This is a genomic window from Cellulomonas sp. (genome assembly GCF_017744555.1).
Classification (GTDB): Bacteria; Actinomycetota; Actinomycetes; order Actinomycetales; family Cellulomonadaceae; genus Cellulomonas.
The window spans coordinates 13,977-39,217 of sequence record NZ_JAGIBD010000020.1 but is presented as its reverse complement, the minus strand read 5'-3'; the positions used below and the strand labels follow the sequence as shown (position 1 = coordinate 39,217).

Genomic DNA, 25,241 nt, shown 5'->3' with positions numbered 1-25,241 from the left:
CCTCAGACGTACCGGATGCGGCCGGCGGCGTCGGTCTTGCCGCTGGCGTCGATGGGAACGGGCAGGTTGGCCTCCACGACACGGCCGTGCGTGAGCATGCCGGCCGCGATGCGCTGCGTGGCCGACGCGACGTGGCGCGGGGCGACCAGGTGGCCCTCGAACGTTCCGCGGCCGTCGGTCGCGGCGTTGTCGTAGGGGCCGAACAGGCCGGTCGTGGTGACCTGCGCGAGGTTGAGCCCCGACGGCAGGTAGCCGTCCGGGTAGTGCGTCTCGGCGTCGAACAGGCTGACGTCGAGCGTGACGGTCTCGGTCGCGTCGGTGCCGTGCGCCGAGCCCAGCCACGACGGGTCGTCCGTGACCCAACCCGGGTCACTGGACTGGGGGGCGATGCTGACCATCGCGTGCCTCCAAGGGGTCGAGTTCTGGTGTCGTGCCTTGCTCGGGCACGGGGCCCGCCCACATCAGTCGCGAGTGGTCAGCACCGGTCCGAGGACCGTGCCCGCATCTTCGACAGGGGGGTGTCACACGAGGCGGGAAGGTGGGCTGGTGTGGGCGCAGGTACGCCGCTGCAGGGGGAGAAAGGAGCACGACGGCCAGGCGCGGCGTTACCCGCCACGGGCCCCCCAGTCGTCCTTCACCGCTGTACCTAGCACCCGTCCTCGGGTTGGCCGTCTTCGCGGTGTTGACGCCCACACCAGCCTGATCGTGGGGTCAGGCGGTCTTGCCGAACCGCCGCTCGAACTCCGCGGCGCCCGCCGCGCCAGCACCCGCCACGGGACGCGGGGCGCCGCCGGGGGCGCCCGGGTCGGCGGACGTGCCACCAGCGGTGCCGAACAGGCCGGGGAGGGTCTTCTTGAGGCCGTCGACGGCGGTCTTGATCTCCTCCGGGGTGGACTCGACCGTGACGCCGGGGACGGTGATCGCGGCCAGGCCCGCCTCGGGGACGCCGGCGGCGACGAGCGCGGCCGTCACGCGGGACCGGTGGAGCTCGGTCTTCGCCTCGGCCTGGATGCGCTCGGCCTCGGCCTTCGCCGCGTTCGCGGCCTCGAGCGCGCGGTCCGCCTCGGACTTCTTCGCGTCCTCGGCGTCCTTCGCGGCCTTCGCGGCGGCGAGGACCGCGTCGAGGGACTGGTCGCCGAGCTTGGCCTTGAGCGCGGCCTCGGCGTCCTCCTTCGCCTTGCGCTGGGCGGCGGCGACGCGGGCCTGCACGATCGCGTCGACCTGCTCCTGCGTGAGGCCGCCGGTGGAGGCGCCGCCGTTCGCGGTGGGGTCAGCCTCGATCGGCTCACGGTCGAAGCGGAGTCGGGGGTTCACGAGTCGGCGGTGCATCAGCCCTCCTGGGGACGGTCGTTGATCGTGAGGGTGATGGTGGTGGTGGGGGTGTCACGCGATGTGGCGCGGCTCGCGAGGTAGTGGACGGCCCGCGCGGGGATCGACCGGTACACCCGCACCTCGCGCGGGCTCGTGTCGTCGTACGGGATCACCTCGAACCCCGAGCGGAGGTCCCCGGCGTACACGCCCCACAGGTCCCACGCCTCGACATCGGGCAGGACGAACGTGCCGGCCGACATCTCACGGGGCGACCGTCGTCGCGACGAGCTGCACACCGCGCTGGTGGATGCGCCGGAACACCCGCCACTCGGCGAGGCGCCCCCAGTGCCGGACCCGGTGCACCGGGGTGTCCGCGACGTGCACCTGCCACAGGTCGTACTCGACGCCCGAGACCCGTGGGGTGAGGGCCCACGCGTCGAGCGGGGTCGTCCCGAGGCACACGGCGAGCCCACGACCCCCGGTCGGGCACGTGGGCCGCAGGCCGCGGCGCCGGATCGACGCCCGGTTCTCGGCGGGGGACCAGTGGTACAGCGGCGGGATGCCCCTCACGCCTGACCGGCCGCCTGCTCGAGACCGGTCGTGGTGACGGGCGGGACACCGAGCATCTGCGCGGCCGCCGCGGCGTTCCCCGTCGCCTCGAAGAGCTTCACCGCGTCGTCGAACCGCTCGCGCATGATCGCCTCGACCTCGGCCTTGGCGTCCTCGATGGGGAACCCTGCGTCCGTGAGCACGCGCACCGCGGTCGCCGTGGAGATCCCATGCACCGGCAGCAGGTCCTTCACCTCGGCGACCGCGGCCGCCCGGTCCGCCGGAAGCGATGCCCCGAGGGCGACGGCGATGTCCGGGGTGTCCCCGGCAGGGGCCCAGCCGTTGGCCTGCGCGAGGCGCAGCGCGAACCGCAGGATCAGGGGGAACTTCTCGTCCCTGATCGTGCGGGCCTCGCGCATGAGCTGCCGTGCCGGGTGGAACCCGAGCTGCAGCGCGTAGCCCGAGGGGACCTCGTTCGGCTGGATGCGGCCGAGGAGAGCCTGCGCGAGGCGCGTGTTGACGGCGATGCGGTCGAGGAGGGTCTCGAGGTATCCGGTCATCGCGACCAGGTTCTTCGAGGTGTCCGTCCAGGACGCGCTACCGCCGTCGGGCAGCCCGAGCGCCTCGCCGGGGCGGCCGGTGAGGGGCGCGGGCCCGCTACCGGTCGTGACGAAGGTCGCCGAGGTGGAGGTCTGTGCGCCGAGGGCGAGGTCGGTGTCGGCGCCGGCGATGTCGTCGAGGATCTGCCCGACCCTAGTCAGGGTGGACTGCCCCCACACGTGCGGGGTGTTCGGGACGTGCACGACGGGGATGAGGTCCACGCCGAGGTCCGTCCAGTCCTGCACCACGACCGGGTCGCGGGAGATCTCCGGGGAGTAGACGGTCGCGTTGTCGAGCATGAGGTCGACGCGGTACCGGGCCTTCCGGAACCAGCACGCGTACGTCTGCAGCCCGCCCCAGGGCGACGCCCGAGGCGTGTCGAGGGGGCGGATCTGCCAGGTCGAGCGGACGACCCACGTGTACCCGCGGTCGTCCTCCTCCTCCCACGCCAGGTGCACGATCGACGGGTAGTCGTCGTCCCACCCGGGGAGGGTGGCGAGCGTGTCGGGGAAGTAGAACCCGGGGTCGTAGACCCTGAGGCGGGGCCGCTGCTTACCGGCGTCGGGGCCGAGGACGTACACGGAGTCCCCGCAGGTCGCGGCGTCGCCCTCGCCCTGCAAGAGCTTGCGCGTGAACTGCTCGGAGCGCGCCCACCCGGTGAGCCACGAGGTGATCGGCTCGGGGGTGTCGTCGGGCAGGGTGATCGACTGGTCTTCGCCGAGGACGAGCGCGCGGGCGGTGTCGACGAGCAGGGCCGCGTCGCCGTACTCGCGGATCCCGTCAGCGGGTGCCTTCTCGGCCTGGATGTACCCGTCGACGTTCGTGATGCCGCGGCGCTGCTGGTCGGCGGGGAGGAAGTACCTGCGGGCGTTGTCCCGGTAGGCGGCGAGGACGCGGTAGGCGGTGAGGCGGCGGGCGTCGAGCGTGTCGACCCAGGTGGGTGCGCCGACGGGTCGGGCGGTGTCCTCGGCGAGCTCGGGGATGTACGAGAGGGGTGCCCACTCGTCGTGGATGAAGCGGCGCACGTGCGTCCTCCCTGGGGCTGGTCTCCAGGGAGTGTCCGCGTGAGGGTGTCACGCACACCTGCGGGTTCCCCCGGAGTCGGCCAGCGTCTCCGGGGGACCTGCGGGCGTGGTGCTACGAGGTCGGGAGTTCCTCTGCCACGGTCGCGCGGAGCCATGCGCCCGGCGCGTACACCGCAGCGTTGTAGTTCCTGCGATCCTTGTCCGTCGCCAGGACGAACAGGTGTCCCTCGGCGACGACGGCGTTCCACCCCTCAGGGTGCTCACCGTCCGGTACGGCGCCCGGGCGGATGACGGTGACGGCCACGCTGTGCTCCTTGCCTGTCAGGCCCTGTCGGGCTGGCTCCGCGCGGCCTGGTGGCGGCGCGGGTGGTGCGAGCCAGCAGCGTTCCACGGCCCTCCGACAAGGGGATCGGGGCTGGGTCGAGGAAGTGGCTGCTGTCTAGTCGCGCTTGACTTGTTCTGTCTAGTCGGGCTAGACTATTCTCATGGTCAGCGAGCAGCCCACCCGCAAGGTCACCCGCGAACTGCGGGACGCCGGGTTCACCCCCACCCGCACCGTCGGGTCCCACACCCGGTGGCAGCACCCCAGCGGCGTGAGCATCACGGTCCCCGACGGGCACCGCACCATCAGCCCCGGCGTCTACCGCCAGATCACCAAGGCCATCAAGGAGACCCGATGAGCACCACCTACACCGCCACCGCGGCCCGCGAGGGCCGCTGGTGGACCATCACCGTCCCCGACGTCGGCGTCACCCAGGCCCGCCGGCTCGACGACGTCGAGGGCATGGCTCGCGAACTCGTGGCCGTCACCCTCGACGTCCCCATCAGCGCCGTGACCGTGACCGTCGAGGTCGCGAAGGTGGGTGACGTCGACGTCGCTGACCGCCTCGCGACTCTCCGCCGGGAGCGCGCCGAGGCGGAGCGCCTTGAGGCGGCGGCGCGCGAGCACACCGCGGCGCTCGCGCGGGACCTCGTTGCGCACGATGTTCCTCTGCGGGACGTGGGCGCGATCCTCGGAGTGTCGCACCAGCGCGCACACCAGCTCGTCGCGGGCTGAGACGCAGCAGGGCCGGGTCGACGATGCGACCCGACCCCGGTGCGAGCCCTCACTTCTGCGCGTCGCACTCCGCCTGCTTGACCTCCGCCTGCATGCTCGCGACGAGCCGGTCATGCCCAGTGGAGCCCCTTGCGATCGCAGCGGCGTCTCTGGCCTCGTCGCACGGGCCCTTCCCGATGCCGAAGATCTGCGACGCCAGCCACAGCGTGAAGAGAACCCCCACGACGACGCCGAAGCATCCGCATCCACTGCGCCCCTGACTCATGGCGCCACGATCCCACGCCGGCGGTGGGCTCGAGGGCGGTTCCGCTCCCCGCTCACGCCCCACCTCCCGCCCGCTCGGCCTCAGCACGAGCGCGGAGCCACGTCTCGGCAGCCGCCTCGGCGTTGTGGTGCTCTGAGAGCCCGCCTGTGATCGCCGGATCCAGGTCCACCTCGTCCGCCGCCTCGCCCAGCGCCGCCGCCCGCTCCTGCGCCAGCCGCTCCGGGGTGGTGAGCAGACCCGCAGCGGCGAGGGCGTCGAACACCTCCGCGACCGGAGGCGTCCCCTGGATGCGCCAATACGGCTCCCCGAGCACACCTGGCTCGACCTCGGGCACGACAAGATCGGCTAGCCCCCTGCGCCCGAGTGCTGAGGCCACGCGCCACATGTCAACCGCGCTCGGCTGCCCGGTCACGGGGTCACCTCGATCCTCAGGGCGGTGAGGCCCGCGTCGGCCTCCGCGAGCGCCTGCCTCCACATCGGCGAGCCATCGCCCTGCGCCTCGTAGAACGCGACGTGCTCGGCCCCGGACCGCGCCGCCGCGAAAACGCGAGCCAGGGCAAGCCGCTGCTCCGCGCTCACGGACCGCACCGGGGCGTCACCCCGGGCGGCGAGGAGGGCCTGCACTAGCGGACGTGCGAGCAAGTCGTCGGGGATCGCACCCTCCGCCTCCCGGCCCACCGCCTCCCCGCCGCGCTGGGCGGTAGCGGCCGGAGCGCCGTGCACGCGAGCCGTGACGCCGCCGACCTCGCACTCGCCCTCGTGGCCCGGTGCACGACCGCACCACGCCCAGCAGCGGACGACCATCGTGTTGCCGCACTGCCCGTCCAGTACGGGCTCCGCCTCCCCAGCGCGGGCAGCGGCGAGAGCGGCGCGGGCGTGCGGGCGTGCGGACGCGCCGGGCATCACGAACCCCGCAGCGCTCATCGAGCGCACGAAGGCTACGGTGGCCCGCTCGACGGCGGCCGGGTCCAGGTCGTCAGCCACGGCGGGCCCCCTCCTCGATCAGGGCGCGGATGCTGTCCTCCGCCTGGGTGAGGGCATCACCGTGCGCCTCGCTGTACGGCTCGACGCGAGCGACAGCCGAGAGGGCGTCGTCGAGGGCCTGCCTGCGCACCGTGGCGGCGTTGGTCGTCGTCTCGGGCTGACGGGCGGCGAGCTCGCGCAGGACCGCGAGCGCGTCGTCGCGGGACCAGCCCGTCGTCGCACCCAGGGTCGTCGCGATCGCGGCCAGGTCCGGGCCCACCGGGGCGGGCTGACGGGTCTGCCGCTTCCACGTCATGCCGCAGGCAGTGCAGCGCCCGTACAGGGACTCCGCGTGGTCGCATCCCCGGTCCTCGGCGGACGGGGCGGGGGCGTCGGGGCGGTGCAGGACCGTGAGGGTCGCACCCCAGTCCAGGAGTCGCGCCCACGTGGCCTCGTCTGCGATCGTCCAGCCGCCGGAACCCGCGCCGCCGCGCCGCCCGCCACGGGCGATGCGGTGGTCCTCGTGCTCGCCGCTCGGCCAGTGCGCGAGCACGACGCTGTGGACGGGCAGGGCGTCCAGCGCCTCAGGTGTCTCGATGGTCTCGCTCATCGCTCGGTCTCCTCACGGACATCGGCCTCAGCGGCCAGGTCGTAGACCCGCGGCTCACGCCACGTCACCGACCCGCCGGCGTGGAGCAGCAGGTCGTAGTCCCCGAGCGACGTCACGATCGGGCGCGGCTCGGCGTCGTTCAGCGTCGGCGTGGAGATCACGCGGGGGCAGCAGGGGGTGATGCGGACGCCGGCGATCTCGATGGCGCACCCGGAGCGGCGGACCTCGGCGATGAGGGCGGCGTAGTCCGGGGGCTGGGCGGGCGTGGTGGGCAGGCTGGGCATGGCGGTCCTCTCTCGGGGGCGTGCATGACGGAAGTGACTGTAGCGCGAAATAGTGCTACCGACAGGTCATCGGAACCGGGACGCTGAGCGCCGCTGCGGAGCACGCACCGCGTCCCCCGAGTGCGCCGGCAGGAACAACGCCGTCAGCCCGTGCGTGAGCGCGTCGATCCGGTCCGGGGAGTCCCCGTCCCCCGTCCACGAGAGCATCTGCCCCTCGAGCTTGCTGAGGCGGTCTGTGCCGTCCGCGGCGTGGTGAACCCTGCCCGTCTCGTAGTACGCGGCGACGGCCTCCGCGCGGACACGCTTCGACTGCCGGGCCGTCACCGGGGTGACCTTCGGCGCGAGCTGGGTGACGCGGCGGCGGCCCTTCACCGCGGCCCACGTGGTGCGCATGACCTCGAGGACCATCTCGCCGCCCTGGTTGTCCTCGACGACGACCTCGGTGCCGTTCCAGTCGAGGAGCGCGTCCCACGCGGCCATGCCCCACTCGGTCGGGGTGCCGCGCAGGGTCCGGTCGTCGAGGACCCACCCGTGCCCCTGGGTGTCGAGGCCGACGACGACGATGCCGGTGTAGTCCGACGTGCGCTTCGACTTCGCGGCGGGGTCGACGGAGACGATGACGCGGGCGAGGTTCTGCCACACGTCGCCGGTGCGTGCACGGTTGAGCTCGATCCACGGCGCCTTCCACACGGCGCCCTCCACAGGCGCGGGGCGCTGCTGGTACAGCGCGGCCCAGGTGCGCGCGGTCGACCGGGTCTTGATCGCCTCCCACTGCTCCCGGGTGCGGCCGCGCGCGGACACCATGTACTCGCCGACGTCACGGCCGAGCGGGTCGTTCGCGTCTTCGGCCTGCGCGGGGATCGACACGACCCGCCACAGGTGCCCGTCCTCCGCGGCGAGGATCCGGCCCGCGAGGTCGTCCTCGTGCCACCGGGTCAGGATGAGCACCACTGGTGCGCCCGGTGCGAGGCGGGTCGCTGCGGTCTCCTGCCACCAGTCCCACGCGCGTTCCCGGTAGGTGGGGGAGTCGGCTTCCTCGCGGCCCTTGATCGGGTCGTCGATGATGAGCATGTCCACGGGGCGTCCGGTCATGGCGCCGCCGACGCCAGCGGTGAACACGCCGCCGTCGTGCCCGGCGAGCTGCCACTCGTGCTGCGCGGACAGGTCGTCGCGGACGCGGAGGCCGAGGTCGGCGCCGTGCGTGGTGATGTCGTCGCGGATCGCGCGGCCCCAGCGGCGGGCGACGCCGGCTTCGTAGGACGCGATCGCGATGCGCAGGTTCGGGTTCTGCGTAAGGCCCCACAGGGGGAACCGGCGGGACGCGCGCTGGGACTTCCCCTCCTGTGGGGGCATCGAGATGATGACGCGCGCGTCGGGGGTGGTGAACGTCTGGACGAGTGCGGCGTCGATGACGTCGAGCGCGGGCGTCTGCACGGTCCGCGGGTCGAGGAACCGGGCGAGGTCGCCGGGGGTGGCCCAGCGGGGTGGGGGCGGGGGTTCGAACATGCGGGCGGCGTGCTCCCACCACTCCACGGGTGCCGCAGTCACGGTCACGGCCGCGCCTGCCGCACGAGCCGGTCGCGTCCGGCGTCGTCGAGCGCGTCGCGGACGTGCGCGTATGCCTGCGCTGCCGGGTCGCCGGAGTACGACGGGTCGATGGTCGAGCGCCACGCGACGACGCGGCCGCCGGGGAGGCGCACGACGAGCACCCGTCGGGCCACGGCGAGCGATGCGGCGTGGCGGGCGCGCCGGTCCTCGTCTCCGATGAACGTGGGCTGCCACCGGCGCCACGACTCGCGCACGGCGTGGGCCGCGAGGAGGGTGAGCCAGCCGACGAGCGCGACGGCGGGGAGCGTGGCGACTCCGAGTAGGTAGGTGCTCACAATGCGGCCCGGTCGCGGTCTCGGCGGCGCTGCGCCTCGGCGCGACAGCGGCGGTGCTCAGCGCGGACGCCGGCCTCGTAGCCGAGCGTGTAGATCGTCCCGGCGAGGGCGTGGAGCGACCGGATGCCGGACTCGTCGAGGGTCGTCCGGTTCTCGTACTTCTCCGCGTCGGCGAGCTCGACGGACACGTGGTGCTCGACGGCGTCGACGACCTCGATGGGCTCGATCGCGGGTGCGCTCATGCCCGGATGGTGCGTTGGGGGGTGTCACTCATTCCGTCACGCGTTCACCCTCGCGGGACGGGTCTGCGCGACAGAATGAAGCCGTGACCCTAGACGCCTGGCTCGCCCTTGCCGCTGTCGTCGTCGGCGTCATCATCACCGCCGCGAGCTGGCTCGTCGCCCGCCGCAGGTCGGCCCGTGACGACATCCTCGACGACCTCAAGATCCGCGATGCCCTCCAGCCCGGGGACATCCGCGATCGGCTCGAGGACAGCATCGATGAACGGGTGTGGGCGCTCGCTGTCAGTTCCGAGAGGGTCCGCAACCCGTTCCTCATCGCCAACGGCATCTCGGTGATGTGGGCCGCGGTCGTGATCTTCGCCACCGCCGGCACGGGTCTCTTCACCGCGACGTGGGTCCCGCTGGTCGCAGGCGCGCTGTGGCTTGTGGGGTACGCGCTCCTGTACTGGGGCGCCTGGCCCACCCACCGCACGACTCGCCTCACACCGCGCCGGACAGCAGTCTCAGGTGCCGCGGCACCACCTCAGCCACAGCCCGACCCCACTCCGTCACGAACGCGTCCCGCCACCCCTCCGCCGGGGCCATCCGACCCACCAGAGCCACGACCACGGTCAGCAGCGCGTCGAGGATCTGCCGGATCACGTTCCCCACGACCTGGCCCTGCTGCTCCGCCAGCTGGATCTGCCGCTCAGCCACCCCCGCCTTCAGCGCCGCGACGGCGAGGTTGGCGAGCCGGTCGCGCTCCTCGTTGAACAGCCGCAGCCACATCGACACCGCGGCCTTCGACTCGACCTCCGACGCCGGCACCGACCCGAAGTCGACCAGCCCCACCGTGTCCTCGTCGTCGACGTCACGGCCACCGAATGTCAGGCCCATGCCCCCGGCGGTCTCCGTCTTCGTCTTCGTCACGCCCCACACCAGGGCACCCGGCTCAAGGTCCCGGATCTGCTCCCGGTAGAAGTCCACCAGCCCAGACGACACCTCGATCAGCCCGACCAGCACCGACCCGGGGTCCGCGACACCCTCCGCCGGCGCGCCGAACGACTCCAACGCGCGCCGCGCACGAGCCTCACCCTGACGACGCTCCGCCGCGGCCTGCGCCTGCGGGGACCGGCCGCCATGCATGCGGCACACCTTCTGCCCGGGCAGTGGGCCGTTCTGGCAGGGCTTCCCGGCGCGGTTGTGGCTGGTGCAGGTGGGCTTGCCGTTCTCGCGTGCATGGGGTGTATCGCACTTAGGGCAGTTCACGGGGTCGTCGGACCACATGTCGGGTCGTGCCATGTGCGTCCTCCACCGGGCTCAGGTCCACGACGGGTGCGTGGTCGTCGCGCATTCTCAGGGGCGCCGTGCCAGCTCGGCCATCGACTGCTTGATTGCTTCGAGGCTGACCGCGACCCTGCGGATGCTGCCGAGCTCCGAGTTCGACGCCACAGGGTCGGACTCGCTGCTGACCGTGCGTGTGTCGAGGATGAAGGACTCTCGGATGACCCGCCGTCCTGAGCGGTAGGAGACGGCTACGGTGCACCGCTCGGGCGCGCTCGACAGGACGCCGTGGTCGGTCCACGTCTGCCATGTGTTGGTGAGCGCCTGTCCTGGGCTCAGGTTAGGGATCGGCTCCGAGTACCGACGCGCGACGGATCGGATCGCGTCGTTTGATCCGGGCTTCGGCTCTCGGGGTGTGAGCTCGGGCTCGAACTTGAGTACGACGTCGCGCGCGACTGTCTGTCCGCTGTTGACCACCCTGAGCACAGCGCTGAATCCGCTCAGTGGAGCCGGCGCGAGTTCGACGGTGATGTATGGCCGTGCACGCTCGCGGCTATCTCGGGCGGCGGCGAGGAGGGCGCCGATAGCGACCAGGGCCGTGACCACCGTGGCGATGGTCGAGATTGCTCCCCCGTTGGCGTTGATCCACGACCAGAGGTCGCCTGGCGGTGAGGAGGGCTGCATGAGCATGGTGCCGATGCTGGCACGGGGTGCCGTCCGGCGTGCGGAGTTTCCCGGGTCAGGTCGACGCCTGTCAGCCCTCCTTGGGCGCGCGGACGCGGCGGGCCTTGATGTCCGCGGCGACGAGGCCGCGGATGTACTGGGAGCGTGTGGCCGTGCCTCGTGCGGCGTCCAGGAGGGTGGTCCCCTTGGGGGTGAACCGGACGTGCACGGTGGTCGTGCGGGGCTCGGCGCCGTCGGGCTTGCGGGTCATGGGTGGATCATGACCCTGGGGGTGTCACACGAAATCCGCGTAGCGCGTGACACTCACCCGCGGGCCATGTCGACGAACCGCGCGTAGTGCAGCTGCGCAGCGAGGACCACCCGCCCGCGGGGGCCGTTGCGCTGCTTGCGCACGAGCATGTCCACCTCACCAGCGCGGGGGGACTCCGGGTCCTCCATGTCCTCGCGGTGGATCATCACGACGGTGTCGGAGTCCTGCTCCAGGGCGCCGGTCTCGCGGAGGTCCGACAGGCTCGGCGGGTCAATCTCCCGGCCCTGGGGTGGTCGACGGAGCTGCGCCGCGGCGACGACGGTGACGCGCTCGTCCTTCGCGAGGACCTTGAGCTTGCGGGACATGTCCTCGAGGGCCTGCCGGCGGTCGCGGATCGACGGGTCGGTGCGGGCGAGCTGGATGTAGTCCACGAGGAGCACGACGGGGCGGTGCTCGCGGACGGCGCGGCGCATGTCGCCGACCGCGGCGTCCGCGGAGTCGACGATCGTCAAGGGCGCGGCCATGAGGCGGGCGGTGACGTCGGCGATCTTCGCCCACGCGGCCTCGTCGAGGTCGCGGGTCTGCATGCGCGACAGCGGGATGCGGGCCTCGGCGGCGATGAGGCGCTGCAGGACCTCCGTGGACGACATCTCCATCGAGAACAGCACCACGGGTCGTCCCTGGTGGAGGGCGACGTCGCGGGCGATGTCCAGCAGGGTGACGGACTTGCCGACGGACGGGCGGGCGCCGAACAGCACGAGCTGCCCCGGCCGGGGCGGGAGGAGCAGGTCCCGCAGGTCGAGCCACGGCCACTGCCACTGCGCGGCTTCCTCGCCCTCGAGCTCGTCGAGGGTGGCCTGTACCTGGTCGACGATCGTGGGTGCGGCGACGGTCGTGCGGACGGCGGCGGTCATCTGCTCCGCGGCCGTGGTCGCGATGTCCCCGGCTGGGCCCTCCATGCCGCGGGCGACCTGCACGGCCCGCGTGGCGGCGAGGACGACGCGGCGGCGGGTGGACAGGTCCGCGACGATCCGGGCGTGCGCGTGCACGGCCTCTGGTCGGCCGGCCTCGTAGCAGTCGAACACGAACGCCGGGCCCTCCACGGGGAGGGTGCCGGTGGCGCGCATGTAGTCGGTGACGGTGATCGTGTCCACGGGGTCGCCGGCGTCACGCAGGGTGGTGATCGCGACCCACACGGCTTCGTGGGTGGGGCGGTAGAAGTCCGCGGCGGTGAGCATGCCCGCTGCGGTGGTGGCTGCGGTGGGGGAGCGGAGGGCGGACCCGAGGACGGCGCGTTCGGCGTCGACGTCGACGAGGTCCTCGAGGTTCAGGTCGGCCACGGCGCGGGTTGTGCGGACCGGAACAAGCCTGTGGCCTTGTGGCGGGGCTCGTGCTGGGTGGTGATGTGGACGGTCACGCCGCACGCGGGGGTGCTCCGCCACCCGTCGGGGGTGGGCGCGGCGTGCAGGGCGTGCGCGGCCGCGCGGGCCGCGGCGGGGTGGACGTACCGGATCGTGAAGTGCACGTCGTCGCCGCTGCGGGTCTCGTCGACGCGCTTCGGCGCGGTGGCGTCGATGCGGACCCGGGCCTGCTCCGCCGGGGTGATGAGCGTGGTCACGATGCCTCCCTGGTGGTGTCGAGGTCGAGCGCCGACTGGTGGTGCTCGGCGCGGCGCATCGGTGCCGCGGGCGGGATGACGTGCCGGGCAACCTGCTGCAGCACCCACTCGCGCGGCGCGACCGCGGCGGCGTGCTCGCGGAGCTCCTGCACGTACATGCGCGACACTGGCCGGGCGAGGTGCCCCGCGCGCTTGGCGATGTCGTTGAGCGCGGGCCGCCCCACGACGAGGTTCATCGCGAGGCGCGGGGACACGTGCGGGTTCGGATCGGCGGGCCGGTCGAGGCGCAGGCCCGCGGAGTCGTGGACCAGGACACCCCAGTGCGCCGGCAGCAACGCGGTGGCCTTGGCGTGGTGCCGCGACCCGACAGCGAGCCAGCACCGCTGCGCGACCTGCTCGTACCCGGTGATCTGCCGGGGCAGGCGTGCCACGGAGTCGGCGTCGGACTTGATCTCGAACGCCTCCAGGAGCCCGCCGGCGCCCGTGCCTGGGTCGGCTCCGGTCACTGCGAGTACGTCGATGCGGACCTCGACAGCGCCAAGGCCGCCGACGAGGACCTCGTGGCGGACCCGCCGCTGCGTGCCGTCGGGCTCGATGTGCGCGACGAGCGCTGCCCGGATTTCGGGGTCCAGTCCCTCGACCGCGACCGTCTCGCCGCGGCGCCACGCCTCGTCCGCGCGCTTGCACTCCCCGCACAGGTACCGGCCGTCGCGGAGCCACCGGCCGGGGCGCCGGAAGCGTGTGCGGCCCTCCGCACCGCAGGCGTTGCGCGCGTCGTCCGGTCCCCAGCCCTCGCAGGTCGACAGCGGGTACTCCAGGCGGCGGTACACGCCGTCGCGTCGGCCCGCCGCGGTCCACGTGTCGCGGTACGGGACGACCTCGGCGGCCGCCCTCATGGTCGGCCCCGGTCGGCGCGCGCGTTCGCGAGCTCAAGGAGCACGTCCGCGTGGCACGGCTCGTCGAGCGGGCACCAGCACGCCAGGTCCCGGCCCGCGAGCTGCTCACGGATCGCGCGCCGGAAGGGAGCAGGAGCGGCGTCGACGTACAGCCGGAACGCGTCGACCGCGGTCGCGCGCGTGTGCTTGAACGGCCACCCGTGCTTCTCGCGCCAGACCGGGGTGACGTCTCCGACGCGGGCCGGGTTCCCCCACGGTGACGGGCGGGCCACGATCACCGCGTCGGGGTAGTCCGCCCGCCACGGGCGCTGCCGGGTCATCCGGACGCGCTGCGGTGCACCGAGCCCCTCGCGCAGGACCCGCCCCGTGAGGGCCTCCGTCGTCAGGCCGCACCAGGTGCAGACCGTGTACGGGTCGTCGCCGTCGAACCGCCAGTCGTGCTCGCCGTCCGCGCGCCGCGAGCGCAGGCACACCCGCGCGGTCACGACGCTCTCCCGTGGCAGTCGTGCGCGCACGGCACGAGCACGTCACGCTCGTGGTCCCACGCGTCGCCCGAGCACGCCCGGCACTTCTCCGCCTGGCAGTCCGGCGACGTCGCCGGCGGCGCCACGGCGAGCGGCTCCGTGCCGACGAGTGCGAGCTGCTGTTCGATCGCAGCGGACAGCGCGTCGTCGGGGCGCCACAGGCCTAGGCGCCCGCGCGCCGGGACCGGTATCGCGAGCGGGCGCGGGTTCGCGAGCTCGAGGTGCCGGTGGCCGGCCATCGCCCACGGCGTGCAGCGGTCGTTGCCGTAGTACCCGGCGCAGTCCTGCTCGGTGTGCTCGCCGACGAGGTCGATGACGCCGATGACGTGGCCGCGCTGGCCGCCGGGGTCGCGGCCGTTGTTCTGCTCGTTGCCCCACCACATCTGCCAGGCGATCTCGAGCGTGGGCGGGGCGTTGGGCGCGTCGCGCACGGCGGCGTGGATCGCGACGAGCCCGCGGTACGGGCCGAGCGGCCGCACGCGGTTCTCGACGTCCTTGCCGCCGTGGACGATCGCCCACGCCCACGGCTGACGCACAGTCAGGACGCGCATCACGCACCCCACCCCTCGTGCTCGATGCTCACGACGACCTGCCGCATCTGGGGCGACCGGCCGTGCGCCGAGCACTGCTCGCATCTGGGCTGGGTACGCCGCTCGGACTCCGTGGCGCCCGCGGTCGGGTGGAGCAGGGTGCCGCAGGGGCATGCCCAGTACGGGGCCCGGATGACCCGGGCGAGGTCGTCGAAGACGAACTGCTGCTCGGCCATCACGCACCCGCCCTGCGTGGACGCCTCGGGCATCAGGTGGACGTCCCGACCCGTGCCGGGGCACACCTTGGAGAACGGCGACCCGGGCCACTCGGGGCGCCCGTTCGTGTGGTGGCGCAGCGTGCCGTTCTTGCGCACGGCCACGCGCTTGTAGCAGTGCGGGCACTGGGCCCGGGCGTCCGGGGTTTCGAGCGCGGCCATCAGGACTCACCCCGGGCGATGCGGGCGGCGTGCGCGTAGGCATCCCCGACGGCGGAGAACCCGACCTGTGCCGCGTCGTGACGACGCATCGGGGCCTCGATCTCCCGCGCGATCCGCTCCCGCTCCTGCTCGCGGACCTGGCGCTCGATGTGGGGGAGGGCGGCGCGCACCATCGCGGTGGCGTCGTAGGAGGCCGTGCAGTCCGGGACACGGCACGTTGCGGCGTGGGCGGCGTCGATCGCCGCGGTCAGGTCGATGTCGGGAGCCGTGGCCGAACTCGTCGACGGCACGACGTCCGCGCGTCCGGGGCGGCGGGAGCAGTCCATCTTGTGGGTGCCGCCGATGCGACCGCACTCGGGGCAGAGCGTCACCGGTCTACCTCCGCCGTGCCCGTGAGGTTGAGGTCTGCGGGCGCCACACGCAATCCAGCGCCCCCGTCGGCCTCGTGCTGGGTGATGCACGCCGCGACGTACGCGTCCATCTCTGCGTCGGTGAGCCACCGGGGCATCCCCAGGCCGTACCCGAACCCGACGAGCGAGGAGAGCCGGCCCTGCCCGTCGGCAGGGAAGACGCAGGTGTCACCCTCACGACCGAGGGAGAGGACCAGGTGCTCGAACGGGGTCGGGTGGTCCTCGGTTGTCGTCGCCTGCGACAGGCGGTAGTGCGTGCGGGTCGCGCGGGTGATCAGCCCCGTGCGGGTGGCAGTCAGGTCACTCATCGGTCCACCTCCGCCGTGCCAGCGAGGTTCAGGCCCCACTGCCGCGCGATCGCGAAGTCCTCGTCCTGCAGCGACAGGACCTCGGCGGCCGGGTTCGAGAACGCGAGCGCGTCGGCGGCGTGCTCGTCGAACCCCGTGTCGTCCGACCGGCAGTTACGGATCGCGGCCAGCAGCCGGTCCGCCTGCTCGGGCGTCGGCAGCGGGGCGACCCCGGCCTCGGACAGCAGGATCGCGGCCTGCGTGGGCGACGGGCGCCACCCGGCCGCGCGCTCCTCCTGCGTCGGCCACCCGACGAGCGCGAGCTCGTGGTAGCCGGGCACGCAGGGCCCGACGACGCGCATGTCCGCGTCGCCCGGGTCGTACCCGCACACGGTGCAAGCGCGGGGCGCGTCGTCGCGCAGGCGCCGGGTCCCGACGCCGTCGAGGGCGTCGAGGTTGGACGTGTCGCCCGCGGGGGCGTCGGACACCCAGGACGCGAGCCAGGCGCGCAGGCGGGCGATCACGCCGCCACCGCCGAGGTGTCGCGAGCGATCCGTGCGCCGGGCCGCACGCGGGCTCCGGCGCGCTCACGGGAGTCCGCGGTCCGCCGCAGCGACTCGGCCCCGAGGAGGTCGCCGCGGGCCTCGGCGGCGTCAGCCTCCGCGCGCATCCTGGCGACGACCTCGGCCGTGCGCGCTGCCACGCGGGCGGCCTGCGTCTGGGTGACGACGGCTGGGCCGGCGTCGGTGCTGGTCTGGTGGTTCATGGTCGTGAGACCCTTCCTGTGAGTGGTGAGGCCCGGGCGTGCTGTGGAGGCGGTCCGGGCCTCGCTGCGTTCGGAGGCTGTCGGTGGGGCTTGGTTCGTGCCTGCAAGCGACTGTAGCGCGAATTCGCGCTACACAACAGTCACGACACGGCCTCTGCCAGCGGCGAGCCGTACCCCACCGCCCTGACCTGCGCCAACGCCGACTCCAGCGACATCCGCACGACCGACGAGTCCGTCACCATGTCCCGCAGCTCCGTCGGGTACCCGCGCAGGTCGCAGATCCACCCGTGACGCCAGAACGCATGCCAACGGTGCGCGTTCGGGGCCCCCACGCCCGCGCGCTGCACGACGAGGAACGCCACCGCGGCGCCCGCGTTCGCGCGCTCCCGCTCGGTCTCCGCGAGCCACCGCTCGATGGCCCCGTCCGACGCCCTCCGCGCGGCGTCCCCGCCCTTCACCTCCACGATGACGCCCGGGCAGAGCCCGACGTCCCCGCGGTCCTGGGAACCGGTGAGGGTGAGCCGGTCGGCACCCGGGAACCCGAGGCGCCGAGCGGCGCGGACGACTGCGGTCTCGGCTCGGGTGCCCAGGTTCTTGCTCCTGTTGACCATCAGGCCACGTCCTTCCGGTAGGTGCGTGAGGCCAGGGCCGACACGTGACCCTGGGTGATGCCGAAGCGCGCCGCGATGGCGCGTTGACGCTCGCCGTCCGCGACGGCGGCCCGAATCTCGCTGACCTGCTCGTCGCTGAGGCGGGTCTGCGGAAGGGCGCGACCTCGGGCCTGGCGGGCGCGAGCGACCATGTCGCCGACGTTCTGGGTCTGCGTACCGAGCTCGAGGTGCTCGGGGTTGCAGCACGGCGGGTTGTCGCAGCGATGCCGGACGATCATGCCGTCGGGGATCGGCCCGTACGTGACCTCCCACGCGGCACGGTGCGTGGCGACGAGGCCGTCGCGACGTGAGCCGCGTCCGATCTGCCCGTGACCGGTCGGTCCGCGGAAGCCCTGCCACTCCCAGCACCCGGCTTCGGTCTTCGTGACGCGGGACCAGAGGCGGTCAGCGAGCGGGCGGGGCGGGCGGTGGCCGGCGACGTACCGCGCGTCCCACCGCCTCGGGTGCTGACCGCATCCGCACGCGCACGGCGTGATCGCCTTCGGTCGGTTGACCATCAGAACGGCGGCTCGTCGCCGTATCCGCCGGCAGGCGTCGCCCACGGGTCACCACCGGCCGCGCCGCCCGACGGAGCGCCACCACCGCCGGACCGCTGGGTCTTGGTGACCTTCGCGGTCGCGTACCGCAGCGACGGGCCGACCTCGTCGACCTGCAGCTCGTACACGGTGCGCTTCTCGCCCTCGCGGGTCTCGTACGAGCGCTGCACGAGGCGGCCCTGCACGATGACGCGGATGCCCTTGGTGAGGGACTCGGCGACGGACTCGGCCGCCTCCCGCCAGATCGAGCACCGGAGGAACAGCGTGTCGCCGTCCACCCACTCGTTCCGCGCCTTGTCGAACGTCCGCGGCGTGCTCGCCACCGTGAAGTTCGCGACCGCCGCACCCGACGGCGTGAACCGCAGCTCCGGGTCCGCGGTCAGGTTCCCCACCACCGTGATCGTGGTCTCTCCGCTCACGTCATCCTCCGATCTGCCTACGTCCACCACTCGCGAGGCGCTTCACCTCAGCGAGGTACCCGGCCACGTCGTCCGGGTCAGCCACCGGCAACGGTGCCGGGGCGTCTGCCAACCGCGCCGCACGCGCCCGCTTCACGCCGGCGAGCACGTGCGCCGGCATCAGGTACACCCCCGGCTGCTCACGGAAGTGCGCCGTCGCCGCGGCCTTCGCCTCCCCGACGTCGACGTCCGGGAGGACCTCGGCCCACGCGTGCGCGGCCTCCCGCGTCACCCTGCGGTTGTCGATCGTCGAGACCCACGCCAGCAGCGCGCCCGCCTCAGCCGGGGTCACGGGGCCGCACCGATCTGCACCGGAGCCTGGAAGATGCCTTCCTCGGCGGCGAGCTCACGGACGACGGCGAGGTTGTCGTCGAGCCGCGAGCCCCCGCCGCGCACTGGTCGCGCGCGCTCGTGCTCGCGGCGCAGCCAGTTCCTCCACGTGGCCGGCCAGTCGAGCTTCACGCCCTTCGAGCCCGGGACGCCACGCCAGTAGTCCACGAACCGCTCGGTGACGGCGCGGTGGTCGATGCCCGGGGTCTCGGTGCGCGCCCACTCGACCATGTCCGGGGTGATCGGGAACGGCTCCGGGACGCGCGTCCCCCGGGGGCGGGCCGGCTTCGTCTCGGCGACCGCGGCAGCGGGCGCGTCCTGAGACACCGTAGGTGTCTCGGGGGTAGGGGGTTGGGGGTAGGGGGAACGCGCGCGCGCACACGTGGGGGGTACCGCATACCCTTCCGATACCCTTCCCGAAGGGTTCCCGAAGTCCTCCCGAAGGGCATCCACAACCCCGCTGACCTGCGCGTTCACCGACGGCGCCCCTCCACGGCCCGGCTCATCCGACAACTCGTCGAGCGGCAGCCGATCCAGCTCGACCGCGAACGCCTCACGCAGCCGCTCCGACTCGATGAGCTTCGCGTCCTCGCGCATGCGGAGCATCACCTTCGGCTGCTTGTACACGCCGTCGTTGCGGACAAACGTGCGCACGAGGACCTCCTCGGTGTCGTCGTCGACGACCACGAACCGGGCAGCCTCCAGGACGCCCAGAGCGGCCCGCACCGCGTCCGCGGACCCGCCGGCGTACTTCTGCGCCCAGCGGCGTGCACGCAGCGGCAGCAACCCCGCCTGCGTCAGGTCGGGCTGCGACAGCAGGAACAGGTAGAGCCGCTGCGGCTCCGGCTCGAGCGCGAGGAAGTCAGGGTCCTGCCAGATGCCGGTCAGGATCCGGCCGTGCGAGCGGGCCATCACGCACCTTCCAGCAACTCGACCTCGACCGGCGACGGCTCGTAGTCCAGACGCGCCAGCAGGTCGTACTGCCCTGGGACACCCGACGCCACGACGGTCGCCAGAGCGAGCAGCGCACGGTCCGGGTCGACCTGGTGCACCTCGACCGGCTCCCCGAGGCCCAGAGCGTCCAGCCACGCGCGGACGACCCGACGGGGCAGGCCCTCCGCGAGGGAGGTCACGACCTCCCGGCGCAGCCCCGGGAGGGCCGCCCGGGGTGGTCGCTGCGCCCCCGTGAGGAACGGCTCGAGGAACTCCCGCCGCAGCTCGGCCGCGAGGGCGGCGCGGTCGTCGGTCTCGAGCCGCTCCCGGGCGACCTCCTGCCGGAACGCTGTCGTCCCGACCGACCGCAGGACACGGTCGGCCTTCTCGGGCGGGAGGTCGAGCATCGCCTCGGCGTCCCCGAGGGTCATCTGCCCGCGGGCGAGCTTGCGGCGCGCCCGCTCGTCGAGGCCCATGAGCGCGAGACGCCGGTCGACGGTCTTCTTCGACCTCTTCACCTGCTGCGCGATGCGCGTCGCCGTGAGTCCCTCGAGCGTGAGCTGGTGGAACCCCTGCGCCTCCTCCAGCGGGGTCAGGTCCCGCCGGTGGGAGTTCTCGCGGAGCATGAGCGCGATGACGTCGGCGCGGGTCCGCAGGTCGTACCGCGTCACGCACGGCACGTCGTGCACGCCGGCGTCGAGGGACGCCTGGCGGCGGCGGTGCCCGGCGACGACGTACCAGTCGTCCGCCGCGGGCTCCGCGCCGCCCGCGCATGGTCGTCCGTCGACGACGTGCTCGGCCAGGACGCCGGAGCCGTGGCGGGGCACGTCCTGGTCGCAGTCCCCGCACAGGCCGTGCCCGCGGCCGTACGACCCAGGGATCACGACGAGCGGCTCGATGAGCCCGTTGTCCCGGATGTCCGCGGTCAGGTCGGCGAGGTCACCGAGGTCCATCCGCGGGTTCGCCGGGTGTGGTCGGATCGACCTCAACGGCAGGAGCCTGATCCCGTCAGGCGATGTCGGAGACACGGGCCCACCCCTTCATGTACGTGCGTCGCAGGTAGTTCACGGTCCGGTGGGTGATGTCCTCCCGGCCGAGGCGGTCGACGATCTGGTCCGCCGACATGCCTGCCTTCGTCATCCGCAGGACCAGGTCCCGGACCCGCGGGTGGATCTCCCCTCCGCCGGACGCCGGCAGGTCGTCGAGCATCGCCGCGGTGATCTGCCGGGCCGGGGTCACGTCCAGCAGGGACGTCGACTCCGGGTGCACCCCGTGCCGCTCCTGCCACGCCAGCCGCTCGCCGCGGGTCAGGCCCGCGGCCACGCCGGCGACGTCCATGCGCTTCACCAGCGGTGAGCAGCGCATCAGCGCAGGGCACGCCAGGCACACGGCGCGGGCCTCGTCGATCCGGTCCTGCGGGGCGCCGTCACCGACGGTTACCAGGTCGATCGGCGGGTCGTTCTCGGGTGCGCACGCGATGCTGCTCACGCTGCTGCCCCTCTCTCGTTGCCGCGCATGCGGTGCAGCAGGTCGGTCTGGTGGTGGTAGCGCAGGAGCTTGTCCAGCGCGGACGGGGTGGTCCCGAGCCGGGTCGCGGCCTCGGTGAACCCGACCCCGGCCGAGGCGAGGAACTCGGCCTCCTCGACGACCGTCACGCGCTCGTCGGAAGCCGCGGCCGGGGCAGGGTCGGTGTCGATGTCGTCCCACGCCAGCGGCGGCACCCATCCCTTGCGGGCCGCGACCTTCCGCACCTGCTCCGACGGCCCCGGGGTCATCGACAGCGCCTCGTACACGGCCCGCAGCGAGTCGTCCGACCGGGACTCCACACGCGTCGAACGCCCCGCCGTGAGGTCCGCCACGACCGCGATCGACACCCCGGCGCGTGACGCGACGTCACGGGCCGGCCACCCGATCGCTGCCAGCGCGCGCACCCGGCGCGCCACCGGCTCCGCGGGACGCCACCCGGGATCGAACGTCACGGCCAGCAGCCGCCGTGCCGTCTCCGGGCGGATCCCGTGCCGCCGCTGCTCGACCGTCTGGACCGTCGACACCGAGACCCCGGCGCGCGCTGCGATCCGCTTCGCGCCCATCCCGCGGCGCTGCAGCTCACGTACGTGCCGCACGACTCGGCGAGCGTCGACGTGCGGGACGCCCTCCACGTGCTTCCGGGCCTCGTGGTAGTACGCACGGTGGTACTCGTGCGCGGCCTTCTTGCACGGGTCGCACGGCTCCTCCCCGCGGGCGTGGTGCGAGACGAACCCGGGCCGGCTGCCGCAGTTCGACACGTGGTCCGGCGCGTGGACGCGCTCGTGCGCCCGCAGGTTCGCCGCCGCGCGCGCCGGCGTCGCACCGGCCACGACCCGACCGCAGGTCTCGCACGTCACGCCGCCACCTCCCCGGTGATTGCGGCGGCGACCGTCGCGATGAGGTCGCGCGCGGCCGGCGGGGTGACCGCGTTGCCGGCCATCTTCGTGACGTCCGCGTTCGACGCGGGACGCCCCTTCTCCGGGTCGATCGCGTCCCACCGGTAGTCCGCCGGGAACGCCATGCCCGCAGCCACCTCGTGCGGCCTGAACATCCGGAACAGGACGTCGTCGACCATGTCGAGCGCCTCGCGCAGGTCGGCGGGCGACAGCCGGGGGCGCCCGGACTGCAGGAGCGCCTGGTGCCCGGCGGTCGTCAGGGTGCGGAGCTCCTCGAAGACCGGGGTGGTCATCTCGGCGCCGCCGCTGTTGTTCCGGTGCACGAGCGCGTCCATGTCGGCCTCGATGAGGCCGTGCCCGCCGCCGGTCGCGGTGGTGAACGTAGGCATGGGCTCGGACGTGAGGCGCGGGCGGTTCTCCCGCTGGTTCGTCATGACGAACGGGAGGGTGGCGACCCCGTAGGCGTCCCTCGTCGTGAGGGTCCGCAGCGGCTCGTCGGTCGGGCGAGCGTCGTCGTTCCACGTCCCGCCGCACGGGGTGACGAGGCCGTGGTGGTTCCCGCCCGCCGTGAACGTCCCGGCGGGGTCGGTGACCGGCCGCGCCGTCGACGTGCCGTACATCTCGGCGATGAACGGCGGCGTCGCCAGTGCCTTCGTGGCGTCGGTCGTCAGCGCCCGCAGGTACTCGCGCGTCGACCACGAGCGGTAGTACGCGTTCGGGTCAGCGTGCTGCGGGTGCTTCGGGTTCGCCGCGTCGAAGGTGTTCCCCGCTGCCTCGAGGTGAACCGGTCCCCAGTACCGGGCGATGCCGGCCGCGATCCGCAGACGCGTCTTGTCCGCCAGCGGCTTGCTGCGGTCCCCGACGCGCTCGCCCGCGATCGACCAGTCGATCGCCGCGGCCGCCGGCAGCCAGTCCGGCTCGACGACCGTCCCACACGCACCGTGCACGTACACGTACTGCGCCCGGTACTTGCCGACCTCCCGGCCGTTCTTCCACGCCTGGTTCGCCTCGATGATGCGGTCGCACCTCGAGCAGTACGCGCGCGGGCGCAGCGCCCGGTCGAGGTCCGGCGCCCGCTCGCCCTCGCGCCAGCACACGATGTAGATCCGGTCGCGGGACTGCGGCGCCGGGGCGCCCAGGACGCTCGCGTGCATGCTGTTCAGCGACACGACCCGGAACCGGTACCCGAGCGCCCGCAGCTGCCGGCGCCACTCGTGCCACGCCAGCCGGTACTTCGCCTGCGTGGCGATGTCGACGACGTTCTCGATGATCATCGCCCGGTACCGGTGGTGCTCGGCGAAGCGGAGCACGTCGAACATCAGCAGGCGGCTGCGGGTCGCGGCGTCGTCGGACAGCGGGTCCTCGAACAGGCCCTCCTCGATCGCGGGGCGCGCCTTGCCGTTCGCCTGCGACCACTTCGTGCACTCCGGCGACGCCCACAGGATGTCCGTACGGGGGAAGAACCGGGGGTCCTCCTGGTGGAGGTCGACGGCGGCGTGGTCGGTGTCCGGGTGGTTCTGGTTGTGGACCTCGCAGGCGAGCTTCCAGTGGTTCGCGGCGATGACGACCTCGATGCCCGGGACGGAGGCCATGCCGGTCGACGAGCCGCCGGCGCCCGCGAAGAGGTCGGTGACGGTCAGGTTGGCGCTCATCGCTGCCCTCCTCGGTTGTCGCGGACGAGGCGGCGGATCTGCCAGCCCACGCCGATAGATGCGGCCGCAGCGATCACGGTCCAGAACGGGTCGATCCCGGTGGCGGCGAGGGCGTCGCGGCTGTCGAGCTCGTAGAGCGGGTGGCCGTCGTCGTCGAGTCCGGCGGCGGAGACCTCAGCGCGCTCAGAGGTAGGCGGCGGGGCCGAACCGGTCGAGGGGGACGACGACGGGGCGGTGGGAGGCGTCGAGGGCCGCTCGGGCGCGGGCGGAGCGGCGGGCGTCGGCGTGCTGGTCGGCTCGCCGCTGGGCTCGGGCGTCGGCGTCGCGGTCGCCGGAGTGGGGGTCGAGCTCGAGGACGGGCTGGGTGACGCCGTCGGGGAGGTCGTCGGGGTCGGGTCGGGCGTCGGCGTCCACGTGGGCTCCTGGGTTGGTCGGGTGAGGCACACCGGGGGCTGTCCGCCCTCGCCGTAGTGCTCGTCGTGGGTGGAGATCTGGACCCACGTGACGCACGCGGTGGTGGGGATGCCGAGCGCGGTCCACGGGATCGACGTGGCGCCGATCCACGTGGCGCCGGGGTGCCCGTTGTTCGGGTCGAGGTGCACCCCGAACGTGCGGCCGTCGGCGGTGCGGACGTTGACGTGCCCGTGCGCATGGAACGTCTCGCCCGCGGGCAGGGTCACGCCCGAGGTGTCGACGACGTACGGGGTGGGGGAGTCGGACCCGGCGCGCGCGGTCGCGGCCGTGAACGCGAGCCCGATCCCGAACGCGACGAGCAGGGTCATGGCCCGCAGGAACCACAGGGCCAGGCCCCGGGCGCGCCGGTGGGACCGGTACGTGCGGGTGGGCTTCGGGGCGCGGGGGCTCATCGGTCTGCCGCCTTCGCCGCGTGGTACCGCTTCGCGCCCCAGAGGATCGCGTGCAGCGCGACGAGGAAGTGGTACTCGTAGTCCTCCCAGGCCTGCACGTCGTCGGAGTCCCAGTCGTGCCCAGCGTCGAGGAGCGCTTCGGTCGCCTCGTGGAGCGACTCGACGTCTGCGGCCAGGCTGGCGTCGATCCCCTCGTCCTTGAGCCATGCAGCGAACCGCTCGCGGCAGAACTCCCGGACGCTGCGTGATCCACGGTCGAGCTTCTGGGCCCAGTACGAGGCGTTGATCCAGCCGGCGGGCTGCCCGTGGTCGAAGAACGTGAGCATGTCCAGCTCGCGCGTGAAGATGAACCCCTCGCCGATGTCACCGCGGATGGCGAGTGACCAGGGCCAGGTGATGAGGTCCCAGTGCCACATGCCCGTGCCGGGCCGCTGGAACCGCAGGTGCCGGTAGTGGCCGTCCTCGTGCAGGACCGTGAGCTCGTGCTCGGCGACCTCGTTGAGGAAGGCGTCGTAGACGCTCGGGTAGTGGTACGGCCGCAGGTGCTCGGTCGTGGCGGTCATCAGGTCCACCTCGCCTCGTCCTGCACGAGGCGGTACCCGGTGCTGTTCGGACGGAAGCGGCGGACCGCGATCGACGTCGTCGCCGACCGCGGGTGCGGCGCCCACTGGCCGGTGTCGAGCTGGACGACGCGTCGGACCCGGGCGCGCGGGCCGCCGCCGAGGTCGGTCACGTCCTCGACGAGCAGGAACCGCTGGTCGCTGAGGGGGATGCGCGGGTCGTTGTCGGCCCACACCTGCCCTGGTCGAACGTCGGGCAGTACGGTCTTGGTGCTCTCGCTCATGGCGCGAGTCCTCTCCTGTGGTGAGGGCCCGGCGGCGGTGGCTTCTTGGTCGGAGTGCCCGCCGCCGGGCGAAG

Annotated in this window: 41 protein-coding genes; 2 read left to right on the top strand and 39 right to left on the bottom strand. The window is 73.1% G+C overall.

From position 1 onward, the window contains the following. Positions 1-2 precede the first annotated feature (2 nt). From J7523_RS13560 to J7523_RS13535, 6 genes are all read right to left on the bottom strand, one after another. Positions 3-398 (bottom strand): head decoration protein, encoded by a 396-nt coding sequence (locus tag J7523_RS13560; protein ID WP_291887453.1) that lies wholly within the window; start codon positions 396-398, stop codon positions 3-5. Between the two features lie 313 nt (positions 399-711). Continuing rightward, complete coding sequence (locus tag J7523_RS13555; protein WP_291887450.1) at positions 712-1,329, bottom strand: hypothetical protein; 618 nt, start codon at positions 1,327-1,329, stop codon at positions 712-714. After that, on the bottom strand, positions 1,329-1,571 hold the full coding sequence (locus J7523_RS13550; RefSeq protein ID WP_291887448.1) for a hypothetical protein: 243 nt from the start codon (positions 1,569-1,571) through the stop codon (positions 1,329-1,331). The genes J7523_RS13555 and J7523_RS13550 overlap by 1 nt, the downstream gene beginning before the upstream one ends. 1 nt (position 1,572) lies before the next feature. Then, the gene (locus J7523_RS13545; RefSeq protein ID WP_291887445.1) at positions 1,573-1,881 is read right to left on the bottom strand and encodes a hypothetical protein; all 309 of its coding nucleotides are present in this window, start codon (positions 1,879-1,881) and stop codon (positions 1,573-1,575) included. Beyond that, positions 1,878-3,485: a hypothetical protein gene (locus J7523_RS13540; protein WP_291887443.1), complete on the bottom strand. Its 1,608-nt coding sequence runs from the start codon at positions 3,483-3,485 to the stop codon at positions 1,878-1,880. The genes J7523_RS13545 and J7523_RS13540 overlap by 4 nt, the downstream gene beginning before the upstream one ends. A gap of 112 nt (positions 3,486-3,597) precedes the next feature. Further along, complete coding sequence (locus tag J7523_RS13535) at positions 3,598-3,789, bottom strand: hypothetical protein (RefSeq protein ID WP_291887441.1); 192 nt, start codon at positions 3,787-3,789, stop codon at positions 3,598-3,600. Between the two features lie 181 nt (positions 3,790-3,970). Between J7523_RS13535 and J7523_RS13530 the strand changes: the two genes are divergently transcribed. Together J7523_RS13530 and J7523_RS13525 are read left to right on the top strand one after the other, a co-directional pair. Continuing rightward, positions 3,971-4,165, top strand: coding sequence for a type II toxin-antitoxin system HicA family toxin (locus tag J7523_RS13530; protein ID WP_291887439.1), 195 nt, complete (start codon positions 3,971-3,973; stop codon positions 4,163-4,165). Further along, positions 4,162-4,542 carry a hypothetical protein gene (locus J7523_RS13525; RefSeq protein ID WP_291887436.1) on the top strand — a complete coding sequence of 127 codons (381 nt, stop codon included), beginning with the start codon at positions 4,162-4,164 and terminating at the stop codon, positions 4,540-4,542. Before J7523_RS13530 ends, J7523_RS13525 begins: the two co-directional genes overlap by 4 nt. 49 nt (positions 4,543-4,591) lie before the next feature. On the opposite strand, the gene J7523_RS13520 is transcribed toward J7523_RS13525, so the two are convergent. The 33 genes from J7523_RS13520 to J7523_RS13360 all read right to left on the bottom strand — a co-directional run bounded on the left by J7523_RS13520 (position 4,592) and on the right by J7523_RS13360 (position 25,167). Continuing rightward, entirely contained in the window at positions 4,592-4,807 is a 216-nt protein-coding gene (locus tag J7523_RS13520) for a hypothetical protein (RefSeq protein WP_291887433.1), read from the bottom strand. A gap of 52 nt (positions 4,808-4,859) precedes the next feature. After that, positions 4,860-5,141, bottom strand: a complete 282-nt coding sequence (locus J7523_RS13515) for a hypothetical protein (protein WP_291887430.1) — start codon at positions 5,139-5,141, stop codon at positions 4,860-4,862. Positions 5,142-5,215: 74 nt separating this feature from the next. Then, on the bottom strand, positions 5,216-5,791 hold the full coding sequence (locus J7523_RS13510; RefSeq protein WP_291887427.1) for a hypothetical protein: 576 nt from the start codon (positions 5,789-5,791) through the stop codon (positions 5,216-5,218). Then, complete coding sequence (locus J7523_RS13505) at positions 5,784-6,380, bottom strand: hypothetical protein (protein ID WP_291887425.1); 597 nt, start codon at positions 6,378-6,380, stop codon at positions 5,784-5,786. The genes J7523_RS13510 and J7523_RS13505 overlap by 8 nt, the downstream gene beginning before the upstream one ends. Next, positions 6,377-6,664, bottom strand: coding sequence for a hypothetical protein (locus J7523_RS13500; RefSeq protein ID WP_291887422.1), 288 nt, complete (start codon positions 6,662-6,664; stop codon positions 6,377-6,379). Before J7523_RS13500 ends, J7523_RS13505 begins: the two co-directional genes overlap by 4 nt. Positions 6,665-6,730: 66 nt before the next feature. Then, positions 6,731-8,218 carry a terminase family protein gene (locus J7523_RS13495; RefSeq protein ID WP_291887419.1) on the bottom strand — a complete coding sequence of 496 codons (1,488 nt, stop codon included), beginning with the start codon at positions 8,216-8,218 and terminating at the stop codon, positions 6,731-6,733. Further along, positions 8,215-8,547 carry a hypothetical protein gene (locus J7523_RS13490; RefSeq protein ID WP_291887418.1) on the bottom strand — a complete coding sequence of 111 codons (333 nt, stop codon included), beginning with the start codon at positions 8,545-8,547 and terminating at the stop codon, positions 8,215-8,217. Before J7523_RS13490 ends, J7523_RS13495 begins: the two co-directional genes overlap by 4 nt. Beyond that, complete coding sequence (locus J7523_RS13485) at positions 8,544-8,789, bottom strand: hypothetical protein (protein ID WP_291887416.1); 246 nt, start codon at positions 8,787-8,789, stop codon at positions 8,544-8,546. Before J7523_RS13485 ends, J7523_RS13490 begins: the two co-directional genes overlap by 4 nt. Before the next feature lie 480 nt (positions 8,790-9,269). Next, on the bottom strand, positions 9,270-10,055 hold the full coding sequence (locus tag J7523_RS13480) for an HGGxSTG domain-containing protein (RefSeq protein WP_291887549.1): 786 nt from the start codon (positions 10,053-10,055) through the stop codon (positions 9,270-9,272). 69 nt (positions 10,056-10,124) lie between these two features. Then, entirely contained in the window at positions 10,125-10,742 is a 618-nt protein-coding gene (locus tag J7523_RS13475; RefSeq protein ID WP_291887413.1) for a hypothetical protein, read from the bottom strand. A gap of 64 nt (positions 10,743-10,806) precedes the next feature. Continuing rightward, the gene (locus J7523_RS13470; RefSeq protein WP_291887410.1) at positions 10,807-10,986 is read right to left on the bottom strand and encodes a hypothetical protein; all 180 of its coding nucleotides are present in this window, start codon (positions 10,984-10,986) and stop codon (positions 10,807-10,809) included. 53 nt (positions 10,987-11,039) lie between these two features. Beyond that, on the bottom strand, positions 11,040-12,326 hold the full coding sequence (locus J7523_RS13465; protein ID WP_291887407.1) for a DnaB-like helicase C-terminal domain-containing protein: 1,287 nt from the start codon (positions 12,324-12,326) through the stop codon (positions 11,040-11,042). Continuing rightward, the gene (locus J7523_RS13460; protein ID WP_291887404.1) at positions 12,314-12,604 is read right to left on the bottom strand and encodes a hypothetical protein; all 291 of its coding nucleotides are present in this window, start codon (positions 12,602-12,604) and stop codon (positions 12,314-12,316) included. Before J7523_RS13460 ends, J7523_RS13465 begins: the two co-directional genes overlap by 13 nt. Beyond that, positions 12,601-13,500, bottom strand: a complete 900-nt coding sequence (locus J7523_RS13455) for a hypothetical protein (protein ID WP_291887401.1) — start codon at positions 13,498-13,500, stop codon at positions 12,601-12,603. The genes J7523_RS13460 and J7523_RS13455 overlap by 4 nt, the downstream gene beginning before the upstream one ends. Then, positions 13,497-13,985: a DUF4326 domain-containing protein gene (locus tag J7523_RS13450; RefSeq protein ID WP_291887398.1), complete on the bottom strand. Its 489-nt coding sequence runs from the start codon at positions 13,983-13,985 to the stop codon at positions 13,497-13,499. Before J7523_RS13450 ends, J7523_RS13455 begins: the two co-directional genes overlap by 4 nt. Then, complete coding sequence (locus J7523_RS13445; RefSeq protein ID WP_291887395.1) at positions 13,982-14,575, bottom strand: hypothetical protein; 594 nt, start codon at positions 14,573-14,575, stop codon at positions 13,982-13,984. The genes J7523_RS13450 and J7523_RS13445 overlap by 4 nt, the downstream gene beginning before the upstream one ends. Further along, positions 14,575-14,991 (bottom strand): hypothetical protein, encoded by a 417-nt coding sequence (locus J7523_RS13440; protein ID WP_291887391.1) that lies wholly within the window; start codon positions 14,989-14,991, stop codon positions 14,575-14,577. The genes J7523_RS13445 and J7523_RS13440 overlap by 1 nt, the downstream gene beginning before the upstream one ends. Then, positions 14,991-15,362 carry a hypothetical protein gene (locus tag J7523_RS13435; protein WP_291887388.1) on the bottom strand — a complete coding sequence of 124 codons (372 nt, stop codon included), beginning with the start codon at positions 15,360-15,362 and terminating at the stop codon, positions 14,991-14,993. Before J7523_RS13435 ends, J7523_RS13440 begins: the two co-directional genes overlap by 1 nt. Beyond that, positions 15,359-15,709 (bottom strand): hypothetical protein, encoded by a 351-nt coding sequence (locus J7523_RS13430; protein WP_291887385.1) that lies wholly within the window; start codon positions 15,707-15,709, stop codon positions 15,359-15,361. The genes J7523_RS13435 and J7523_RS13430 overlap by 4 nt, the downstream gene beginning before the upstream one ends. Continuing rightward, a complete protein-coding gene (locus J7523_RS13425; RefSeq protein ID WP_291887382.1) occupies positions 15,706-16,212 on the bottom strand; it encodes a hypothetical protein in 507 nt (168 codons plus the stop codon). Before J7523_RS13425 ends, J7523_RS13430 begins: the two co-directional genes overlap by 4 nt. Further along, positions 16,209-16,454 (bottom strand): hypothetical protein, encoded by a 246-nt coding sequence (locus J7523_RS13420; protein WP_291887380.1) that lies wholly within the window; start codon positions 16,452-16,454, stop codon positions 16,209-16,211. The genes J7523_RS13425 and J7523_RS13420 overlap by 4 nt, the downstream gene beginning before the upstream one ends. Before the next feature lie 140 nt (positions 16,455-16,594). After that, positions 16,595-17,065: a hypothetical protein gene (locus J7523_RS13415; RefSeq protein WP_291887378.1), complete on the bottom strand. Its 471-nt coding sequence runs from the start codon at positions 17,063-17,065 to the stop codon at positions 16,595-16,597. After that, complete coding sequence (locus tag J7523_RS20620) at positions 17,065-17,343, bottom strand: HNH endonuclease (RefSeq protein ID WP_363267018.1); 279 nt, start codon at positions 17,341-17,343, stop codon at positions 17,065-17,067. The genes J7523_RS13415 and J7523_RS20620 overlap by 1 nt, the downstream gene beginning before the upstream one ends. 278 nt (positions 17,344-17,621) lie before the next feature. Then, positions 17,622-18,080, bottom strand: coding sequence for a single-stranded DNA-binding protein (locus J7523_RS13405; protein ID WP_291887372.1), 459 nt, complete (start codon positions 18,078-18,080; stop codon positions 17,622-17,624). A gap of 1 nt (position 18,081) precedes the next feature. After that, positions 18,082-18,411 carry a hypothetical protein gene (locus tag J7523_RS13400; protein WP_291887369.1) on the bottom strand — a complete coding sequence of 110 codons (330 nt, stop codon included), beginning with the start codon at positions 18,409-18,411 and terminating at the stop codon, positions 18,082-18,084. Beyond that, complete coding sequence (locus J7523_RS13395) at positions 18,408-19,361, bottom strand: hypothetical protein (RefSeq protein ID WP_291887366.1); 954 nt, start codon at positions 19,359-19,361, stop codon at positions 18,408-18,410. The genes J7523_RS13400 and J7523_RS13395 overlap by 4 nt, the downstream gene beginning before the upstream one ends. Beyond that, a complete protein-coding gene (locus J7523_RS13390; protein ID WP_291887364.1) occupies positions 19,361-20,410 on the bottom strand; it encodes a ParB N-terminal domain-containing protein in 1,050 nt (349 codons plus the stop codon). The genes J7523_RS13395 and J7523_RS13390 overlap by 1 nt, the downstream gene beginning before the upstream one ends. Further along, positions 20,391-20,870: a WhiB family transcriptional regulator gene (locus J7523_RS13385; protein WP_291887362.1), complete on the bottom strand. Its 480-nt coding sequence runs from the start codon at positions 20,868-20,870 to the stop codon at positions 20,391-20,393. The genes J7523_RS13390 and J7523_RS13385 overlap by 20 nt, the downstream gene beginning before the upstream one ends. Continuing rightward, on the bottom strand, positions 20,867-21,766 hold the full coding sequence (locus J7523_RS13380; RefSeq protein WP_291887360.1) for a helix-turn-helix transcriptional regulator: 900 nt from the start codon (positions 21,764-21,766) through the stop codon (positions 20,867-20,869). The genes J7523_RS13385 and J7523_RS13380 overlap by 4 nt, the downstream gene beginning before the upstream one ends. Further along, the gene (locus tag J7523_RS13375) at positions 21,763-23,457 is read right to left on the bottom strand and encodes a DNA cytosine methyltransferase (protein WP_291887357.1); all 1,695 of its coding nucleotides are present in this window, start codon (positions 23,455-23,457) and stop codon (positions 21,763-21,765) included. Before J7523_RS13375 ends, J7523_RS13380 begins: the two co-directional genes overlap by 4 nt. Beyond that, positions 23,454-24,323: a hypothetical protein gene (locus J7523_RS13370; protein WP_291887356.1), complete on the bottom strand. Its 870-nt coding sequence runs from the start codon at positions 24,321-24,323 to the stop codon at positions 23,454-23,456. The genes J7523_RS13375 and J7523_RS13370 overlap by 4 nt, the downstream gene beginning before the upstream one ends. Continuing rightward, positions 24,320-24,886, bottom strand: a complete 567-nt coding sequence (locus J7523_RS13365) for a hypothetical protein (RefSeq protein ID WP_291887354.1) — start codon at positions 24,884-24,886, stop codon at positions 24,320-24,322. Before J7523_RS13365 ends, J7523_RS13370 begins: the two co-directional genes overlap by 4 nt. Beyond that, positions 24,886-25,167, bottom strand: a complete 282-nt coding sequence (locus tag J7523_RS13360; RefSeq protein WP_291887352.1) for a hypothetical protein — start codon at positions 25,165-25,167, stop codon at positions 24,886-24,888. Before J7523_RS13360 ends, J7523_RS13365 begins: the two co-directional genes overlap by 1 nt. Between the last annotated feature and the right edge of the window lie 74 nt (positions 25,168-25,241).

Excerpts from the sequence above, each read along its gene's own strand:
- J7523_RS13560 (WP_291887453.1), bottom strand. The coding sequence starts at position 398 with ATGGTCAGCATCGCCCCCCAGTCCAGTGACCCGGGTTGGGTCACGGAC.
- J7523_RS13555 (WP_291887450.1), bottom strand. The coding sequence starts at position 1,329 with ATGCACCGCCGACTCGTGAACCCCCGACTCCGCTTCGACCGTGAGCCG.
- J7523_RS13550 (WP_291887448.1), bottom strand. The coding sequence starts at position 1,571 with ATGTCGGCCGGCACGTTCGTCCTGCCCGATGTCGAGGCGTGGGACCTG.
- J7523_RS13530 (WP_291887439.1), top strand. The coding sequence starts at position 3,971 with ATGGTCAGCGAGCAGCCCACCCGCAAGGTCACCCGCGAACTGCGGGAC.
- J7523_RS13525 (WP_291887436.1), top strand. The coding sequence starts at position 4,162 with ATGAGCACCACCTACACCGCCACCGCGGCCCGCGAGGGCCGCTGGTGG.
- J7523_RS13520 (WP_291887433.1), bottom strand. The coding sequence starts at position 4,807 with ATGAGTCAGGGGCGCAGTGGATGCGGATGCTTCGGCGTCGTCGTGGGG.
- J7523_RS13505 (WP_291887425.1), bottom strand. The coding sequence starts at position 6,380 with ATGAGCGAGACCATCGAGACACCTGAGGCGCTGGACGCCCTGCCCGTC.
- J7523_RS13500 (WP_291887422.1), bottom strand. The coding sequence starts at position 6,664 with ATGCCCAGCCTGCCCACCACGCCCGCCCAGCCCCCGGACTACGCCGCC.
- J7523_RS13485 (WP_291887416.1), bottom strand. The coding sequence starts at position 8,789 with ATGAGCGCACCCGCGATCGAGCCCATCGAGGTCGTCGACGCCGTCGAG.
- J7523_RS13480 (WP_291887549.1), bottom strand. The coding sequence starts at position 10,055 with ATGTGGTCCGACGACCCCGTGAACTGCCCTAAGTGCGATACACCCCAT.
- J7523_RS13475 (WP_291887413.1), bottom strand. The coding sequence starts at position 10,742 with ATGCTCATGCAGCCCTCCTCACCGCCAGGCGACCTCTGGTCGTGGATC.
- J7523_RS13470 (WP_291887410.1), bottom strand. The coding sequence starts at position 10,986 with ATGACCCGCAAGCCCGACGGCGCCGAGCCCCGCACGACCACCGTGCAC.
- J7523_RS13455 (WP_291887401.1), bottom strand. The coding sequence starts at position 13,500 with ATGAGGGCGGCCGCCGAGGTCGTCCCGTACCGCGACACGTGGACCGCG.
- J7523_RS13445 (WP_291887395.1), bottom strand. The coding sequence starts at position 14,575 with ATGCGCGTCCTGACTGTGCGTCAGCCGTGGGCGTGGGCGATCGTCCAC.
- J7523_RS13440 (WP_291887391.1), bottom strand. The coding sequence starts at position 14,991 with ATGGCCGCGCTCGAAACCCCGGACGCCCGGGCCCAGTGCCCGCACTGC.
- J7523_RS13430 (WP_291887385.1), bottom strand. The coding sequence starts at position 15,709 with ATGAGTGACCTGACTGCCACCCGCACGGGGCTGATCACCCGCGCGACC.
- J7523_RS13420 (WP_291887380.1), bottom strand. The coding sequence starts at position 16,454 with ATGAACCACCAGACCAGCACCGACGCCGGCCCAGCCGTCGTCACCCAG.
- J7523_RS13415 (WP_291887378.1), bottom strand. The coding sequence starts at position 17,065 with ATGGTCAACAGGAGCAAGAACCTGGGCACCCGAGCCGAGACCGCAGTC.
- J7523_RS20620 (WP_363267018.1), bottom strand. The coding sequence starts at position 17,343 with ATGATCGTCCGGCATCGCTGCGACAACCCGCCGTGCTGCAACCCCGAG.
- J7523_RS13395 (WP_291887366.1), bottom strand. The coding sequence starts at position 19,361 with ATGGCCCGCTCGCACGGCCGGATCCTGACCGGCATCTGGCAGGACCCT.
- J7523_RS13375 (WP_291887357.1), bottom strand. The coding sequence starts at position 23,457 with ATGAGCGCCAACCTGACCGTCACCGACCTCTTCGCGGGCGCCGGCGGC.
- J7523_RS13370 (WP_291887356.1), bottom strand. The coding sequence starts at position 24,323 with ATGAGCCCCCGCGCCCCGAAGCCCACCCGCACGTACCGGTCCCACCGG.
- J7523_RS13365 (WP_291887354.1), bottom strand. The coding sequence starts at position 24,886 with ATGACCGCCACGACCGAGCACCTGCGGCCGTACCACTACCCGAGCGTC.
- J7523_RS13360 (WP_291887352.1), bottom strand. The coding sequence starts at position 25,167 with ATGAGCGAGAGCACCAAGACCGTACTGCCCGACGTTCGACCAGGGCAG.